This window comes from Halomicrobium mukohataei DSM 12286, from assembly GCF_000023965.1.
In the GTDB taxonomy this organism is placed as follows: Archaea; Halobacteriota; Halobacteria; order Halobacteriales; family Haloarculaceae; genus Halomicrobium; species Halomicrobium mukohataei.
This window is the reverse complement of record NC_013202.1, coordinates 961541-976285: the sequence shown is the minus strand read 5'-3', so window position 1 is coordinate 976285 and position 14745 is coordinate 961541. Positions and strand designations below refer to the sequence as shown.

At 66.3% G+C, this 14745-nt stretch carries 14 protein-coding genes and 1 pseudogene; 9 read left to right on the top strand and 6 right to left on the bottom strand.

Translation table 11 applies throughout. From position 1 onward, the window contains the following. Nucleotides 1–137: 137 nt before the first annotated feature. The 4 genes and pseudogenes from HMUK_RS04855 to HMUK_RS04845 form a co-directional block, all read right to left on the bottom strand. Nucleotides 138–575 carry a TRAM domain-containing protein gene (locus HMUK_RS04855; RefSeq protein ID WP_015761994.1) on the bottom strand — a complete coding sequence of 146 codons (438 nt, stop codon included), beginning with the start codon at nucleotides 573–575 and terminating at the stop codon, nucleotides 138–140. A 102-nt stretch (nucleotides 576–677) separates the two neighbouring features. Beyond that, on the bottom strand, nucleotides 678–1058 hold the full coding sequence (locus HMUK_RS04850; RefSeq protein ID WP_394324822.1) for a hypothetical protein: 381 nt from the start codon (nucleotides 1056–1058) through the stop codon (nucleotides 678–680). Nucleotides 1059–1079: 21 nt separating this feature from the next. Next, nucleotides 1080–1196 (bottom strand): annotated as a pseudogene (locus HMUK_RS18120) (hypothetical protein); the annotation flags it as partial. A 78-nt stretch (nucleotides 1197–1274) separates the two neighbouring features. After that, nucleotides 1275–2063: a 23S rRNA (uridine(2552)-2'-O)-methyltransferase gene (locus HMUK_RS04845; RefSeq protein WP_015761993.1), complete on the bottom strand. Its 789-nt coding sequence runs from the start codon at nucleotides 2061–2063 to the stop codon at nucleotides 1275–1277. Between the two features lie 279 nt (nucleotides 2064–2342). On the opposite strand from HMUK_RS04845, the gene HMUK_RS04840 reads away from it, so the two are divergent. From HMUK_RS04840 to HMUK_RS04825, 4 genes are all read left to right on the top strand, one after another. After that, a complete protein-coding gene (locus HMUK_RS04840) occupies nucleotides 2343–3449 on the top strand; it encodes a BMP family lipoprotein (protein ID WP_049940743.1) in 1107 nt (368 codons plus the stop codon). A 6-nt stretch (nucleotides 3450–3455) separates the two neighbouring features. Further along, nucleotides 3456–5783, top strand: a complete 2328-nt coding sequence (locus HMUK_RS04835; protein WP_015761991.1) for a methyl-accepting chemotaxis protein — start codon at nucleotides 3456–3458, stop codon at nucleotides 5781–5783. 231 nt (nucleotides 5784–6014) lie between these two features. Further along, nucleotides 6015–7109: a copper-containing nitrite reductase gene (nirK, locus tag HMUK_RS04830; RefSeq protein WP_015761990.1), complete on the top strand. Its 1095-nt coding sequence runs from the start codon at nucleotides 6015–6017 to the stop codon at nucleotides 7107–7109. A 73-nt stretch (nucleotides 7110–7182) separates the two neighbouring features. Beyond that, the gene (locus HMUK_RS04825) at nucleotides 7183–7926 is read left to right on the top strand and encodes a DNA polymerase sliding clamp (protein WP_049940742.1); all 744 of its coding nucleotides are present in this window, start codon (nucleotides 7183–7185) and stop codon (nucleotides 7924–7926) included. A 47-nt stretch (nucleotides 7927–7973) separates the two neighbouring features. Here HMUK_RS04825 and HMUK_RS04820 read toward each other — a convergent pair whose 3' ends face one another. Then, nucleotides 7974–8909 (bottom strand): GIDE domain-containing protein, encoded by a 936-nt coding sequence (locus HMUK_RS04820; protein WP_015761988.1) that lies wholly within the window; start codon nucleotides 8907–8909, stop codon nucleotides 7974–7976. 241 nt (nucleotides 8910–9150) lie between these two features. On the opposite strand from HMUK_RS04820, the gene HMUK_RS04815 reads away from it, so the two are divergent. The 5 genes from HMUK_RS04815 to HMUK_RS04795 all read left to right on the top strand — a co-directional run bounded on the left by HMUK_RS04815 (nucleotide 9151) and on the right by HMUK_RS04795 (nucleotide 13178). After that, a complete protein-coding gene (locus HMUK_RS04815) occupies nucleotides 9151–9762 on the top strand; it encodes a DUF7139 domain-containing protein (RefSeq protein ID WP_015761987.1) in 612 nt (203 codons plus the stop codon). 93 nt (nucleotides 9763–9855) lie between these two features. After that, complete coding sequence (locus tag HMUK_RS04810) at nucleotides 9856–10329, top strand: TIGR00725 family protein (protein WP_015761986.1); 474 nt, start codon at nucleotides 9856–9858, stop codon at nucleotides 10327–10329. Between the two features lie 91 nt (nucleotides 10330–10420). Next, nucleotides 10421–11494, top strand: a complete 1074-nt coding sequence (locus tag HMUK_RS04805) for a metal ABC transporter substrate-binding protein (RefSeq protein ID WP_015761985.1) — start codon at nucleotides 10421–10423, stop codon at nucleotides 11492–11494. Further along, nucleotides 11491–12219 carry a metal ABC transporter ATP-binding protein gene (locus tag HMUK_RS04800; protein ID WP_015761984.1) on the top strand — a complete coding sequence of 243 codons (729 nt, stop codon included), beginning with the start codon at nucleotides 11491–11493 and terminating at the stop codon, nucleotides 12217–12219. Before HMUK_RS04805 ends, HMUK_RS04800 begins: the two co-directional genes overlap by 4 nt. Beyond that, nucleotides 12216–13178: a metal ABC transporter permease gene (locus HMUK_RS04795; RefSeq protein WP_015761983.1), complete on the top strand. Its 963-nt coding sequence runs from the start codon at nucleotides 12216–12218 to the stop codon at nucleotides 13176–13178. The genes HMUK_RS04800 and HMUK_RS04795 overlap by 4 nt, the downstream gene beginning before the upstream one ends. Here HMUK_RS04795 and HMUK_RS04790 read toward each other — a convergent pair. Beyond that, complete coding sequence (locus HMUK_RS04790) at nucleotides 13162–14706, bottom strand: glutamate--cysteine ligase family protein (RefSeq protein ID WP_015761982.1); 1545 nt, start codon at nucleotides 14704–14706, stop codon at nucleotides 13162–13164. The two genes, HMUK_RS04795 and HMUK_RS04790, sit on opposite strands and share 17 nt — an antisense overlap. Nucleotides 14707–14745 lie beyond the last annotated feature (39 nt).

The following is a 14745-nucleotide window of genomic DNA, read 5'->3' as shown; positions in this document are numbered from 1 at the left end:
TAAATTCCTACAACCGTCCGTATGACTCGGGCGAGAACGCCGACGGCACGGGCTACCGTGCCCGACGGGCTCGAATAAATCCGATGATCCACCGGCAGTGTCCGGGAAAAAACGGGAGACTGTCCACCCCGACGGCGCTATCCGCCCCAGAAGTTGTCGCGGCTACCGAGGCGCTCGTCGTCCTCCTCGTCGTCGCCCTGATAGCCCTCGTCTTCGTCGTCTTCCCCGTCGTCGTCCTCGTCCAGTTCGAGACGCTCGACCTCGTCGGCGCGGGCGTGGTTCGACCGGACCTTCGTGATCCGGACGCGGGCCTTCGCCGGTGGGAGGAGGCCGTCGACCATCACGATGAAGCCGTCCTCGGTGCGGCCGACGCCGGCACCGCTCTCGTGGATGTCGTCGACCTCGACGACGACTTCCTCGCCGAGTTTGACCGGCTGGCTCTTCAGGTCCGAGATCGGCTGGTTGTAGTGGTTGCACCACTCGGCACCACCGCGGTCGCCGTAGTGTTGACACCCCATCCCCTCGATGCGCTCGCTAAACTCGGGGCAGTCGTCCGCGAGTGGACAGTCGGCCATGCGACTGGCTACTGTGGCCGTCGGCAAAACGCTTACGAGCGACGGATTCTCGGAGTCGAACGGCGTCGTGTGGGCACGTCGGGGCCTGGGGACGGCGCTCGGTCACGCGAGCAGCGCAGCGTCGTCCGTTCGCCGGAGCCGCGACCGGGGGAACGAGTACCGGCGGTCGCCGTCGCCCAGATACGCCACCTCGACGACGACGTCGTCGGCCGGGTACCCCTCGTTGGTGGGGTAGGCCGCGACCGTACAGTCGGCGGCGTCGACGCGGACGTCGTCGGCCCGGCGATCGGTGACGCGGACGACGACCAGCCGGTCACCCGTCTCCCGGTCGAGGACGACCGTCCCCGGATCGAGCGCGCAGGTCCCACAGAGATGGGGCGTCGGGGCGTCCTCGGGAACGAACGTCTCGGTCCCGCAGGCGTCACACGCCGCCCGGACCTGTCCCGGCGGTGGGACCCGATCGGCGGTGATCTCGATTGCCACCCGGCGAACGTGCTTGCACCGCCGGCCTCTGATCTCGTGGTCGGGACAGGTACAGCTGCCGGTCGTCGCAGGTCGGGAGCCAGTGCAGTCTTGCGCGGAGCGTCGGCAGGATCGATGAGCGTCATAGCTGGTGGACACGGCTGTTCGAGCGGGTGTGTCCGTACGAACAGGTTGGTGCCGAACACACCTAAATCGCTCGGCGACCCCTCCGAGACGCTACTGGACGGGCTGTGCGAAGCCGAAGTTCGGTTTCACGTCGTCGACCCGGACCGTGACGGTGTCGCCCGCTTCGGTCCCGGAGACGAACAGCGTGTACCCCTCGACCTTGGCGATGCCGTCGCCCTCGCTGCCCACGTCTTCGATGGTCACCTCTACCGTGTCGCCCTCGCGGACCGGCGCGGTGAGGAAGCCCTTCGCGACGAGGTACAGCTCCGACGACGAGTCCCGGGAGGCGTCGGGCCGGACCTGCCGGACGTACTCGAACTCGCTCTCGATGTCGGCCTCCAGGTCGGCGAGGTCCTGGCCGTCGAACACCTTCACCGCGAAGTCCCCGCCGGTCGCGAGCACGTCCTCGGCGACCGCGAACGCCTGACGCGCGAGGTGGATCGACCGGGCGTGATCGAGGTCGTACTGACCGGTCATGTTGGGCGCGAGGTCGGAGATGACCACGTCGACCGGGCGCTCGTCGCCCTCGGCACCGACCACGTCGCGCACCTCTTCTTTCGTCGACTCGTCGGTCATGTCCCCGCGGATCGTCTCGACCGTCGGATCGGGGTCGTCGAGATCGTCGATACGCTGGCGGTCGACGCCGATCACGACGCCGCCGGTGCCGACGCGTTCCGCAGCGACCTGCATCCAGCCACCGGGTGCGGCCCCGAGGTCGAGGACCGTTCGGTTCTGGCCCAGCAGGCCGGCCGTCTCGTCGAGTTGCTGTAGCTTGTAGGCCGACCGGGCGCGATACCCCTCCTGTTTGGCCCTGTTGTAGTAGTCGTCTTTACCGGACATGTCACGGTCGCCTCCGTGTGACTCGATCTCCGTGTCGGGACGTACTGGTGGTCATACACTGATGGACGCGGCCGAAGGGGAAAGGGACATCGAATGAGAGATCGGGGCCGGACCGACACGCCACCATTCAGATGGCGGCCTGCTCGTCTCGCGTGGTCGCGGCGGCTCTCTGGAGCGACCACACCAATGTATGTATTTCTCTACCATGCATATTATTGCTTCTGATATTTGGGACGGTATGCTCTTTATGAAATAGATCTGGTTGGAAGGTAACGTGCAATGAGTTTCCCACAGTTTACCAGACGACGACTGCTCCGGGCAACCGCCAGTGTCGGCGCTTCTGGGCTCGCAGGCTGCTCGGACATCACGGGGGATGACGAGTCGACAGATCGGCAGATGGAGACTGAACAGGTCGACGAGGACGCCACGCAGGTCGGCATGATATACGCCCTCGCCGGACTCGACGATCGATCGTTCAACGACGCGGCAAACAGGGGTATCCAACGGGCACGGCTCGACTACGGGATCTCGTTCTCGAATCACGAACCGGAAACCCGAGACGACATCGCAATGCTCCAGAAGCGACTAGCCGACAGCAGGTTGCCCAACTACGACCTCCTCTGTTGTATCGGCTTCGTCCAGGAGGAATCACTAAGCGACATCGCATCCGAGTATCCCGAGCAGCGGTTCATGATTGTCGACGGTGTCGTCGACGCCGAGAACGTGACCAGTTACGTCTTCAGCGAGCATGAGGGATCGTTCCAGGCCGGCCATCTTGCGGGCGAATTGACGAGTCGAGAGATCGATCTCGGGACCGGCGCGACGGTCCCCGACCAGCGGACGGTCGGCTTCGTCGGCGGCGTCGAGAATCCGCTGATCGAGCGCTTCGAAGCGGGATACCGGGCCGGCACGAACTACGCCGATTCGGACGTGACCGTCCGCTCGTCGTATCTGGGGAGTTTTAGTGACATCGAGGGCGCGTACGATACTGCGAAGACGATGTACGACGAGGGCGCAGACATCGTCTATCACGCTGCAGGCAGTGCAGGGCTCGGGGTCTTTCAGGCCGCTCAAGCGTCCAACCGGTACGCGATCGGAGTCGACGCCGACCAGTCTCGGAGCAATCCACAGTACGCCGACGTGATCCTCGCGAGCATGGTCAAGCGCGTCGACAACGCGGTCTACAGCGCCACCTCGGACATCGTCGAGACCGACTTCCAGGGCGGCAGCGTCGTCTCGTTGGGCCTCGAAGCCAACGGCGTCGACCTGGTATACGGTATTTCTCTGGAACCGGCCGTCCCCGACGAGGTCGCTGCAGCGCTCCAGCAATCGAGAGATGACATCGTCGCCGGAGAGATCACGGTTCCGACGGAGGTAGAGGGGTGACGACAGATGGGTGATCGACTCACGCGCTACAGCCGTCTACTCACGCCGTCGTTCGTCCGCCAGCGGTACGCCGCACAGTTCGCGATCTCGTTTCTCGCGGTAATGCTAGTCATTGCGGGGGTCGGCGGGATGACCTACGTCCAAGCCGAGGAGACCGTCGAACGGAGTACGACTCAGCAACTGGAAGAGACCAGTAAACTCCAGGGCGAGTCGATCGGTTCGTGGGTCGCAGAGATGCGAACGAGTACCCGGTCAGTATCCAGTGGCGAACCACTCCAATCCGACCGAACGGCAGCAGCCCACATCCTGTTGCAGGACCAGTTGCTTTCGGAAGATATCGTGAGCATGCACTACGTGAATAGGAGCCAGAACCGGGTCGTCGCGAGCACGGAGCTGCCGATCGAAGATCGTTCACTCGACGAGGTCGACGCTCCGTGGACTGACGCGGAGGTGCCCGAAGGGCCAGGTGAGAACAGTCACGTTTGGCAGTCCGACCGCTCGTACCGCTCGCCGGTTCTCAACGATCGGCCGGTGATGGCGTTTGCCAGTTCCGTCCCACAGCGGCCCAACTCCTACGTCGTCGTCGTCAGTCGGATCCAGCCACAACTCGAACGGATTCAGGGATCGAACACCGACCAGCGGACCACAATCGTCAACGAAAACGGAGAGACCGTCCTCGACATCGACCGGACAGTGTCGACGACGGAACACTCCCAGCAGTTCGAGACTATCCGGAACGGAACCGTGAACGGGACGACGACCCGGATCGGGACTGACCGTGTCTACGCGTACGCTACCGTTCCTGGCACCGACTGGGTCGCCATGACTGATGTCGAGACTTCGACGGCCTTCGCCGTCCGTAACGATGTCGCCCAGTCGGTCGGGCTACTCGTGGTGCTCGGACTCCTGTCGCTCGGCGTCGTCGGAGCCGTACTCGGCAAGCGGACGATCAGCCCGCTGACACGGCTCCGAAGCCAAGCCGAACAGATGGAGGCAGGCGACCTCGACGTCGATCTCGACACCGGACGAGAAGACGAGATCGGCAGACTGTACGACAGCTTCGACGCGATGCGTAACTCTCTCCGGCGACGCATCACCGAGGCCGAAGAGGCACTCGAAGAGGCCGAAGAGTCTCGTTCAGAGGCCGAGTCGGCACGTGAAGAAGCCGAGGCCGCGAGACAACAGGCAGAAGCAGTCAGCCAGCAGCTCAAAGAGCAGGCCACGGCCTACAGCGACGTAATGCGGGCAGTCGCAGACGGTGATCTCACTCGTCGCATGGACCCTGACACCGATCAAGAGGCGATGGTCGAGATCGCAACGGAATTCAACGCGATGATCGACCAACTCGAATCGACCGTCGGCAGCGTGATGGCCTTCGCAGAGGAGGTCGCGACGGCGAGTGAAGAGGTCTCGAGCGGTGCCGGTGAGATAGAGACCACGAGCCAGACAGTCGCCGAACGGATCCAGCAGATCTCCGACGGAGCACTCCGGCAAAACGAGACACTCGAAGAGACTGCCGGCGACATGAACAACCTCTCGGCGAGTATCGAAGAAGTGGCGTCCGCGTCCGCGACGGTCGCCAACACGGCCGGTGAGACCGCCGAACGCGGGAAGGCAGGGCGAGAAGCAGCCCGCTCTGCCATCGACGACATGGCCGAGATCGAGTCTCGCTCGGATGCCGCTGTCGAGCAGATGCTCGAACTTCAGAGCCAGATGGACGAGATCGGCGAGATCGTCGACTTTATCACCGACATCGCAGAACAGACGAACCTGTTGGCACTCAACGCGAACATCGAGGCGGCCCACGCCGACGGCAGCGGCGAGGGGTTCAATGTCGTCGCCGACGAGGTCAAGAATCTCGCCGAGGAGACGAAGACTGCGGCAGAGCAAATCGAGACGCAGATCGACGAACTCCAGAACGCGACCGACGAGACGGTCACAGACATCCGAACGACGAGAGATCAGATCAGTAACGGGGTCGAAACCGTCCGAGAGGTTTCCACCACGCTACAAGAAATCGTCGACGCGATCGAGGACACCAACCAAGGTGTCCAAGACATCAGCACGACGACGGACGAGCAGGCCGACGCCACACAACGCGTCGTCGGCCAGGTCGACGAGGTCACCGACATCAGTCAGGAGGTGACCGAGAGTGCAGAGCAAGTCTCGGCCGCCGCCGAAGAGCAGACGGCGTCGGTCGCCGAGATCGCGAGCAGTGCCGCCACGCTCAACGAGCGCGCGACGACTCTCGCGGACTCTCTCGACGCCTTCACCGTCGCCCAACAGCGCCAGTCGACTGTCGACGACGAATCCAAAGCCGACGGCGGGGACTGAAACCTTTTGCTCTGTCACTGCGTGACCGCGTCAGCCACCTCGTGACGCCGACCGCCGTTACAGACGGGCGGTCCGCGGTACGAAGGCACAGCTATCGTCGATCGTCGTGTTGTGGCTCCGTGTTTCCTATATACCATCCCGAACCAGTTCGGGTGCTTCTGACGGCCTGAGAACCCGCTTCTGTATATATGTGGTCTGGGCAGAAAGGTGCGGATGTCGGAGGCAATCTCAATGTCATCCATTCCACGCTCGACGCGTCGCCGCGTGCTCAAGGCGCTCGGCGTCGGCGGGACGGCCGCCCTCGCTGGCTGTACCGCGCCGAGCAACCAGGAGGCGACCGAGGTATCGACGACTGATCGCGCGACCCCACAGGAGCCAAGCATGAACCCAGCCAAGGAGACCGACGTCGACCGTATCGCCGCAGACCCGACCGACATTCCCGACCCGATCGATCGGGACGAACCGAAGACGGTCGAGGTCGAGTTGACGACCAAGGAGTTGGTCGCCGAGGTCGAGCCCGGCGTCACGTACACGTACATGGCCTTCGAGGACCAGATCCCGGGGCCGATGATCCGGGTCCGTCGCGGTGACACCGTCGAGATGACCGTCACCAACGAGGAGGGCAACTCGATGCCTCACAACATCGACCTCCACGCGGTGCGTGGCCCCGGCGGCGGCGCGGAGGCGTCGATGGTGGCCCCCGGCGAGACCGAGACCTTCCGCTTCAAGGCGACCTACCCCGGAAGCTTCATCTACCACTGTGCCGTGCCGAACCTCGACATGCACATCTCGTCGGGGATGTTCGGGCTGATCCTCGTCGAACCCAAAGACGGCCTGCCCGAAGTGGACCACGAGTTCTACTTCGGCCAGCACGAGCTGTACACGACCGGCGAGACCGGAGAGGAAGGCCACCACGACTTCGACATGGAGGCGATGGCCGCCGAGGAGCCGACCTACGTCCTCATGAACGGCGAGAAGTACGCGATCACCCCCGACGGCTACGGTTCGCCCAGCATCGACGTGGGCGACACTGCTCGGGTGTACTTCGTCTCCGGCGGTCCGAATCTCATGTCCAGTTACCACCCGATCGGCTCCGTCTGGGACAAGGTGTGGCAACAGGGCTCGATCGCCGGAGAGCCCAACCGCTTCGTCGAGACGACGCCGGTCCCGCCGGGCTCGACCGCGATCACGACCCTGCACGCCGAGGTCCCCGGCCCGATCAAGCTCGTGGATCACGCTCTCAGCCGGGTCGCTCGCAAGGGCTTCATGGCCGTCATCATGCGGGAGGGCGACGAACAGACCGACGTGTTCGACCCCGAGCCCTGACGACGGTCGTCGCCGCACGCGCACGCGGTGAATGGCGTCTTTTTTAATGGATGGGGGCGTAGCCGTGGCCAAGATGTTCAACGCCATCGTGAGCGCAGACACGCTCCAGGCGACACTCGACTCCGTGAGCGTGCTGGTGGACGAGTGCAAGATCCACCTGAACGAGGAGGGCCTCGAAATTCGCGCCGTCGATCCCGCCAACGTCGGGATGGTCGATCTCACACTCGAAGCCGCAGCCTTCGAATCCTACGAGACCGACGGGGGCCTCATCGGTGTCAACCTCTCGCGGCTCGAAGACATCGCTGGCATGGCCGACGCCGGACAGCTCGTCCACCTCGAACTGGACGAAGAGACGCGCAAGCTCCACATCGCCATCGACGGGCTGGAGTACACGCTCGCGCTGATCGACCCCGATTCGATCCGACAGGAGCCGGACCTGCCCGACCTCGACCTCGCGGCCCACGTCGTCATCGAGGGCAAAGACATCGACCGTGCCGTCACCGCCGCCGACATGGTCTCCGATCACATCGCGCTGGGTGTCGACGCCACCGACGAACTGTTCTACGTCGACGCGGAGGGCGACACCGACGACGTCCACCTCGAACTCGACAGCGAGGATCTGATCGATCTCACGCCCGGCGACGCTCACTCGCTGTTCTCGCTCGACTACCTGCAGAACATGAACAAGGCGATCCCGAAAGACGCCGAGGTCCGGATGGAACTGGGCGACGAGTTCCCCGTCAAGATGCACTTCGACTTCGCCGAGGGACAGGGATCAGTCACCTACATGCTCGCGCCGCGCATCCAGAGCGAATAGACGCTTTTCGCCGCTGTCTTTCCGAGAGTCCGTCCGAGCGGCCGCTCTCAGAGCCCGCCGACGCTCCAGAGCAGGCCGAGGACGCCGACGGCCCCGCCCGCGATCCCGGCGAGAGCGTAGCCAGCGGCCCGGCGGCGGTACCGCCGCGCGACGCCGGCCGGCGACCCGGCGACGATCGTGGTCCGGGGACCACGGAGGACCGGTCCGTCGTCGTCGCTCACCACCGCACCCCAGACGGTCGCGGTCTCTCCGGGCCGGAGCACCGCCTCGGTGTACTCGCGTGGCCGGTCGGCGTAGTCGGCTTCGACGCTGGGTGCGGGGTCGGCGAAGCCGTCGGGCGGCGCACTGTCTGGTTGCCGGACGACCGACCGCTCACCGTCGACGGCGAGCGTCGCGTCCGTGGGATCGACACACAGCGGCCCCGTCCCGTCGTCGACGACGAAGGGACAGCCGCCGGTGCCGCCGTCGACGGTGCGGTGGGGGTCGTCCTCGTCGTAGCGTCGCAGTCCCGGCCCGGTGACCGAGACGGACCACGACCAGCAGACTGCGGTGCGGCCGGTCACCGGAGCAGCGGCGGCGTGGTCGTCGGTGACCGTGCCGGACACCGCCGTCGTCCCCGCCTCGACCCGCCCCGTGGCGTCGACCCGGTCGGGCCGGCACTGCCACCACCGGCGTGCGAAGCCGTAGCCCCCGGCCACTGCCTCGCAGGCTCCGACGACGACGACCACCCAGAGACCGACTCGGAGGACGTACCGTCGGCTGGCCAACACCGCCTCGAACGAGACCCGCCCGCCGACGGCGACGACCAGAACGGCGAGGCCGACGCCGACAGCGACGGCGGCCGCTGACCGCCCCGGCGTCAGTCCGTGGCGGGTGCGGACGGGTGCCGGTGCGCCGGCACTCTCGTAGTAGGCGTACACCGCGAGGAAGGCCACGGCCAGGAGAGCCACGAAACCCAGAAAGAGTCCGAACGGATCGGCCATAGCGGGGGTTCCAGCGGGGAGTACCTAACCGCTGCGGACAGCGAGGGCGAGCGTAGCGAGCCCTCGGAACCGGGAGCGGGAGCACCGCGACACGCGAGCCGCGAGGGCGAACGAAGTGAGCCCTCGGAACCGGGAGCGGGAGCACCGCGACACGCGAGCCGCGAGGGCGAGCGCAGCGAGCCCGCTCCGTCTTGCGACCGTCTGACGGACCCTTTTGTACGACGACCACGAGTAGCCGCGTATGGAGAGTCTCGGCGACGCCTACGGCGGTTCCCGCTGGAACGGGCGCGATCCGAGACGCGTCTACGCGGGCGTCGTGCTGTTCGCAGTCGGCGTACTCGCCGTCGTCGTCGGCATCCTCATCGTGACGACGCCGCTCGGGACGCTACTGGGAGCCGACAGCGCGACCGAGTCCCAGTCGCTTGCCGGCGTCCTCGCAGGGCTGGGAGTCCCGGCGTCGCTCGCGTCGGTCGTCGTCGTCCTGCCGGCCACGCGCCGCGAGCGCGTCGGCGTGCTCGCGGGCACGCTCCTCTGTGTCGTCGGTGTCGGCCTGTTCGCCTACGCCTACCCGGCCCGGTGGACCGGGACCGCCCAGTCGCTGGCCTTCCCGACCACGACGGTGTACTTCCTCGGGGGGTCGCTGGCGTTCTGGTTCGTCTTCACCGCCGTCGCCGGCTACCGGATCCGCAACAACCCACACGGCACCGTGCGGCTCGAACTGCGGCGGGAGGGCGAGACCAGGACGGTAGAGCTCTCTCGCCAGGAGTACTCGGAGTACAAGCAGGTCGTCCGGGGCGACGGCGGCGAGACCGAGCAGGTCATCCGGGAACTCGAAGAGCGAGTCGACGAGTAGGAGGATCCAGAGCGAGTCGCCACCGAGGCGAGCACCACTTTTCGACGAGACCGGGAGCCGACGCTGAAGTGTGAGCCAGCCCGACCGTCGAGTATGCGCGTGTCCGTGATCGGCGGTTCGACGGTATCGAGCGATGAGTACGAACTGGCCCGGCGAGTGGGGGAGTGTCTCGCCCAACGAGGCCACGCGGTCGTCTGCGGCGGACTGGGTGGCGTGATGGAGGCAGTGTGTCGGGGCGCACGGGACGGGCGCGAATCGACGGCCAGCCCCGGCGCTGGCGGTCACACGATCGGTATTCTGCCGGGCGAGCGCCGAGCGGCGGCCAACGAGTACGTCGACACGCCGATCGCGACGGGGCTGGGCCACGCACGCAACGCGGTCGTCGTGATGAACGGCGACGCGGTGATCGCGATCGACGGCGGTGGCGGGACGCTCTCGGAGCTGGGGTACGGCCACGTCTTCGACCGCCCCATCGCGGGGCTGGGAACACACCAGATCGAGAGCCTCGACGGGATCGAACACGTCGCGACGCCGGAGGCCGCCGTCGACTACGTCGAGAGAGCGTGAATCCAGTCGTCACTATCGGAGCTGCTGTTAATAATATCCCGATCTAGAATAATAGTGCTTATTAACTAGAGAGGTATAGTTAATAACAGGGATGACGAACCACACGACACGACGGCAGTGGCTCGGAGTACTGGCAGGAGCGACAGCTGCGGGGACGGCGGGCTGTCTGGACAGTACGGCCGGTGGGACCGACGAAACGCTCTCGGTCGCGGCGTCGTTTTTCGTCCTGGGAGATCTGGCGTCGAACGTCGCGGGCGATCGGGCGAGCGTCGAGACACTGGTACCGGTCGGTCAGCACGGCCACGGCTGGCAGCCGGGTCCCGACGTGACTCGGCGAGCCGTCGAGGCAGACGTGTTCGTCTACATGGCCCCCGGATTCCAGCCGTGGGCCGACGACGTGGTCACCAACATCGAGTCCGGAGACAGCGATACGGCGATCATGGAGGCCAGGGCCGGCGTCGACCTGCTCACGGTCCCCGAAGAGGGCGGGCACGATCACGGGAGCGCGACCGCCGTGCACGGAGAGAAACACGCCGAACACAGCGGTCACAGCGACGACCACGCGGACCACGACACCGCCCACAATGATAACCATGACACCGCCCACGAGGACGGCCACGACGAGAGACCGGTCGATCCGCACTTCTGGCTCGATCCGCGGCGTGCGAGAACGGCCGTCGAGACGATCGAAGAAGGACTACGGGCGGTCGACGAGGGCAACGCGGGAACGTACGCTGACAACGCAGACCGATACCGAGAGCGACTCTCGGAGCTCGACGAGACGTTCGAGACGGCGCTGTCCGATCGGGAGCGCGAGACGGTCCTCGTCGCGGGCCACAACGCGTTCCAGTATCTCGGCCGTCGATACGGGTTCGATGTCGTGGCACTGTCGGGGCTCTCGCCCGACGACTCGCCGACGAGCGACGACCTGCGGCGAGCCGAACGCGTCATCAGCGACCACGATCTCGACCACGTGCTCGCGCCGGTGATGGAGTCAGAGCAGGCAGCAGCGGGTATCGTCTCCGACACGTCGGCACGCGAGCGACTCCCGATCACCGCGTTGCCGGGACGCCACAGCGAGTGGGCCGATCGGGGCTGGGGCTACGAGCAGATCATGTCTGAGGTGAACCTGCCGACCCTGGAGACGGCACTGGGGTCACGATGACGGCCGCTCGGCTGGACGACGTGAGCTTCGGCTACGGAGCGACATCGGTCGTCGAGTCGGTGAGTCTCCGGGTCGAGCGCGGCGAGTTTCTGGGTATTCTCGGCCCGAACGGCTCCGGCAAGAGTACGCTCGTCGAGCTGTTGCTGGGGCTGCGCGAACCGGACGCGGGGACGGTGCGCCTGTTCGGAGAGCCCGCCGCCGACGCCGCCGGCCGCGTCGGCTACGTCCAGCAGGACGTGACCGCAACCGCCAGCGGCGTGCCACTGACGGTCACAGAGCTCGTCGAGACGGGCCGAGACTGTCGTTTCGGCGGGCTCGACGCGGACGACCGAGCGGCCGTCCGGCGAGCGATGGAGCGAGTCGGGATCGAGGACCTCGCTACCGATCGGCTCGACCGGCTCTCGGGTGGACAGCGCCAGCGTGCGTTCATCGCGCGGACACTCGCAGCCGCGGCCGATCTCCTCGTCCTCGACGAGCCGACGGTCGGGATCGACGCGACGGCACGCGAAGCGTTCTACGGCCTGCTTCACGAGCTGAACGCGGACGGGATGACGATCGTGCTCGTCGAGCACGACATCGGTGTCGTCACGGAGTACGCGACGCGGATCGCCTGCCTGAACCGGCGACTCCACTTCCACGGGCCACCCGAAGAACTGGACGACAGCGGCGGGTTCGAGCGAGCCTACGGCGACAACCAGCGCGTATTGCGACACGACCACGCATGAGCGCCAGCAGAACGGCCACGGTCGTCGTGGCGTCGGTGTTCCTGGCTGGCGTCGCACAGCTCCAACCAGCGGCGCTGTTCGAGACAGTCGACACCGTCGCCTGCGGCGTCGGGGCACCGCTCGGGATCGAACTGCTGTGTTACCCGTTCATGCAGCGGGCGCTGGTCACAGCCGTCTGTATCGGCGTCGCAGCGCCGCTGGTCGGTAGCTTCCTCGTTCACCGACGAATGGCGATGATCGGTGACGCACTGGCACACACCGCCTTCGCCGGGGTCGCCGTCGGACTACTGGTCGGCTCCGTCACCGGGCTCCCGGTCTCGCCATACGTCGCCGCGCTCGTCGTAGCCGTCGTCGCGGCCCTCGTCATCGAGACGCTCACAGCACGCACCGAAACGAGCGGCGACGTGTCGATGGCGATCGTCCTCGCGGGCGGGTTCGCACTCGGGACGGTGTTGATCAGCGCCACCGGTGGCGGACTGTCGGTCGGCATCAAGCAGTACCTGTTCGGATCGCTGGCAACGGTGACACGGCCAAACGCGGCACTGCTGATCTCGCTGACGGCCCTCGTCGTCGCCGTCGTCACCCTTGCGTACCGCCCGCTGCTCGCGGTGACCGTCGACGAGACTGCCGCCCGGATCGCCGGTCTCGACGTGCGGCGATTCAATCAGCTGCTGGTCGTGTTGACAGCCGTCGTGGTCGTCGCCGCGATGCAGATTCTCGGGATCATCCTCGTGGCTGCGATGCTCGTCGTCCCCGTCGCGACCGCGACGCCACGAGCCCGGAGCTTCGTCGATGCACTCGCTCGGAGCGTCGTCGCGGCACAGGTGGCCGTCGTCGGAGGCGTGACCGTCGCGTATCTCGGCGGCATCGCAGTCGGCGGGACCATCGTGCTGCTGGCGATCGGGCTCTACGCCCTGGAGACGGTCCGAGCCGGACAGACGTTTACAGCCAGTCGGTGAAGCTCCCGTCGAGCAGGGTCTCGGACTGGCGGTCGACGTAGCGCGACTGCATCCCCCAGATAGCCTCCGCCAGCGGGACGCCCTCGTCGACGGCCGTCTGGACCTGTTCGTGTTTCCAGCGGGCGGGAGTGAGCCGCCGGTCGACCCGCTCCTTGAGCGGCTGGATGTACCCGAGGGCCTGCTCCGTCGAGAGCCCCCGTCCCTCCAGTCCCTCGCGGGCGAGTTCGAACAGCTCGCCGTAGATCTCGTCGACGGCGCTGGTCTCGGTGCCGTCGGCAGTGATCCACTCGAAGTCGGCCCGCAACCCATCGCGAGCGGCCGCGTAGAAGTTCTCCTCGGCCGTCTCCCACTCCAGCGAGCGTACGGGGTGTTCCAGCCGGGAGAGGCTCTTCATCAGGCCGGCAAACACGGCCTGGAAGGCGACGGCGTCGCTGACGGTCGGTTGCCCGGACAGGGGCCGAAACTCGATGCGGGCGTTGGCGGCCGACCGCGTCGGGCCGTCGAACACCGGCCGAACCCACCGCCAGTACGAGCCGTGTTTGTGTCGAAGGTGTGCGAAGGCGTCGTCGAAGCGCTCGCCAGTCGAGGCCGCCATGGGGACGATCGTGGTGTCGGCGACCACGTCGTCGATGGCCGCCTCGACGGTCTCGAAGTCCTTCGGGAAGCGGACTTTCGCCTGGGCGTCGGCCCCGGCACCATCGCGGCTCGTCCGTTCGTCCTCCCGCGGGTTCAGCACGGACTCGAAGACGCCGATCCGGTGTTCCATGTGGGCCTCGTCGACGATCCGGCTGTCGGGCACGTCGTCGTAGAGATCCGGGGGGAAGAACGGCGAGTTGACGCCCAGCGCGACCAGCGGGCCGGCGATCCGCAGCGCGTACCGGAAGTACTCCGGGAGATCCGGCGCGTGCGGGATCTGGTAGTGGGGCTGGATGGAGGTGATGAGGCTCTCGGGCATCACGGTGTCGGCCTGCAGCGAGACGTTGGGCGCGTCCAGGGCCATCCCGGAGGGGTAGTCCGTGTTCGCCATCGCGTGGTAGCGCACCGCTGCGGACATGTTGGTCGCGATGCGGATCCCCTGCTCCTCGACGGAGTCACAGAGGTAGCCACTCGCGGTCTCGCCGTTGGGCGGGACCGTCCACATCCCGTCGGAGACCAGCTGGATGTTTTCCGTGTGTGTCTGTTCGAGCGCGGGCGCGAGGTTGGCCCGCAGCTCGGCGAGCTGGGCCTCCAGTCCGTGTTCGTTGAGCGGCTGGGGACTGGTCTGCATCTCGGCGTTGTGCAGCCCCAGTTCCTTCTCGAAGCCGATCAGCTCCAGGAGGTTTCGGGGCACGCGCTGGAGTGCGTCGGTCCGGTCGTCGACGGCGTACAGTTCCAGCTCCAGTCCGACGATCGCTTCGGTGTTGTCGAAGGTGCCGTCGCGGACCTCCGCTTTGAGCCACTCGGCCTCTTCGGCGGCGCGGGCCTCGAACTCGTCGCCGTCGACCGACAGTGCCTCTCGCACTCGTTGGGCCAGTTCCGAGGCGGACATGCAATCGCCTTCTCCGTCCCCAGTGTTAAAACGGCCGTC

Bases quoted from the DNA above. Each gene is read 5' to 3' on its own strand.
- HMUK_RS04805 (WP_015761985.1), top strand. From the start codon at position 10,421: ATGACGAACCACACGACACGACGGCAGTGGCTCGGAGTACTGGCAGGA.
- HMUK_RS04815 (WP_015761987.1), top strand. From the start codon at position 9,151: ATGGAGAGTCTCGGCGACGCCTACGGCGGTTCCCGCTGGAACGGGCGC.
- HMUK_RS04825 (WP_049940742.1), top strand. From the start codon at position 7,183: ATGTTCAACGCCATCGTGAGCGCAGACACGCTCCAGGCGACACTCGAC.
- HMUK_RS04795 (WP_015761983.1), top strand. From the start codon at position 12,216: ATGAGCGCCAGCAGAACGGCCACGGTCGTCGTGGCGTCGGTGTTCCTG.
- HMUK_RS04845 (WP_015761993.1), bottom strand. From the start codon at position 2,063: ATGTCCGGTAAAGACGACTACTACAACAGGGCCAAACAGGAGGGGTAT.
- HMUK_RS04820 (WP_015761988.1), bottom strand. From the start codon at position 8,909: ATGGCCGATCCGTTCGGACTCTTTCTGGGTTTCGTGGCTCTCCTGGCC.
- HMUK_RS04840 (WP_049940743.1), top strand. From the start codon at position 2,343: ATGAGTTTCCCACAGTTTACCAGACGACGACTGCTCCGGGCAACCGCC.
- HMUK_RS04790 (WP_015761982.1), bottom strand. From the start codon at position 14,706: ATGTCCGCCTCGGAACTGGCCCAACGAGTGCGAGAGGCACTGTCGGTC.
- nirK (WP_015761990.1), top strand. From the start codon at position 6,015: ATGTCATCCATTCCACGCTCGACGCGTCGCCGCGTGCTCAAGGCGCTC.
- HMUK_RS04810 (WP_015761986.1), top strand. From the start codon at position 9,856: ATGCGCGTGTCCGTGATCGGCGGTTCGACGGTATCGAGCGATGAGTAC.
- HMUK_RS04800 (WP_015761984.1), top strand. From the start codon at position 11,491: ATGACGGCCGCTCGGCTGGACGACGTGAGCTTCGGCTACGGAGCGACA.
- HMUK_RS04835 (WP_015761991.1), top strand. From the start codon at position 3,456: ATGGGTGATCGACTCACGCGCTACAGCCGTCTACTCACGCCGTCGTTC.
- HMUK_RS04855 (WP_015761994.1), bottom strand. From the start codon at position 575: ATGGCCGACTGTCCACTCGCGGACGACTGCCCCGAGTTTAGCGAGCGC.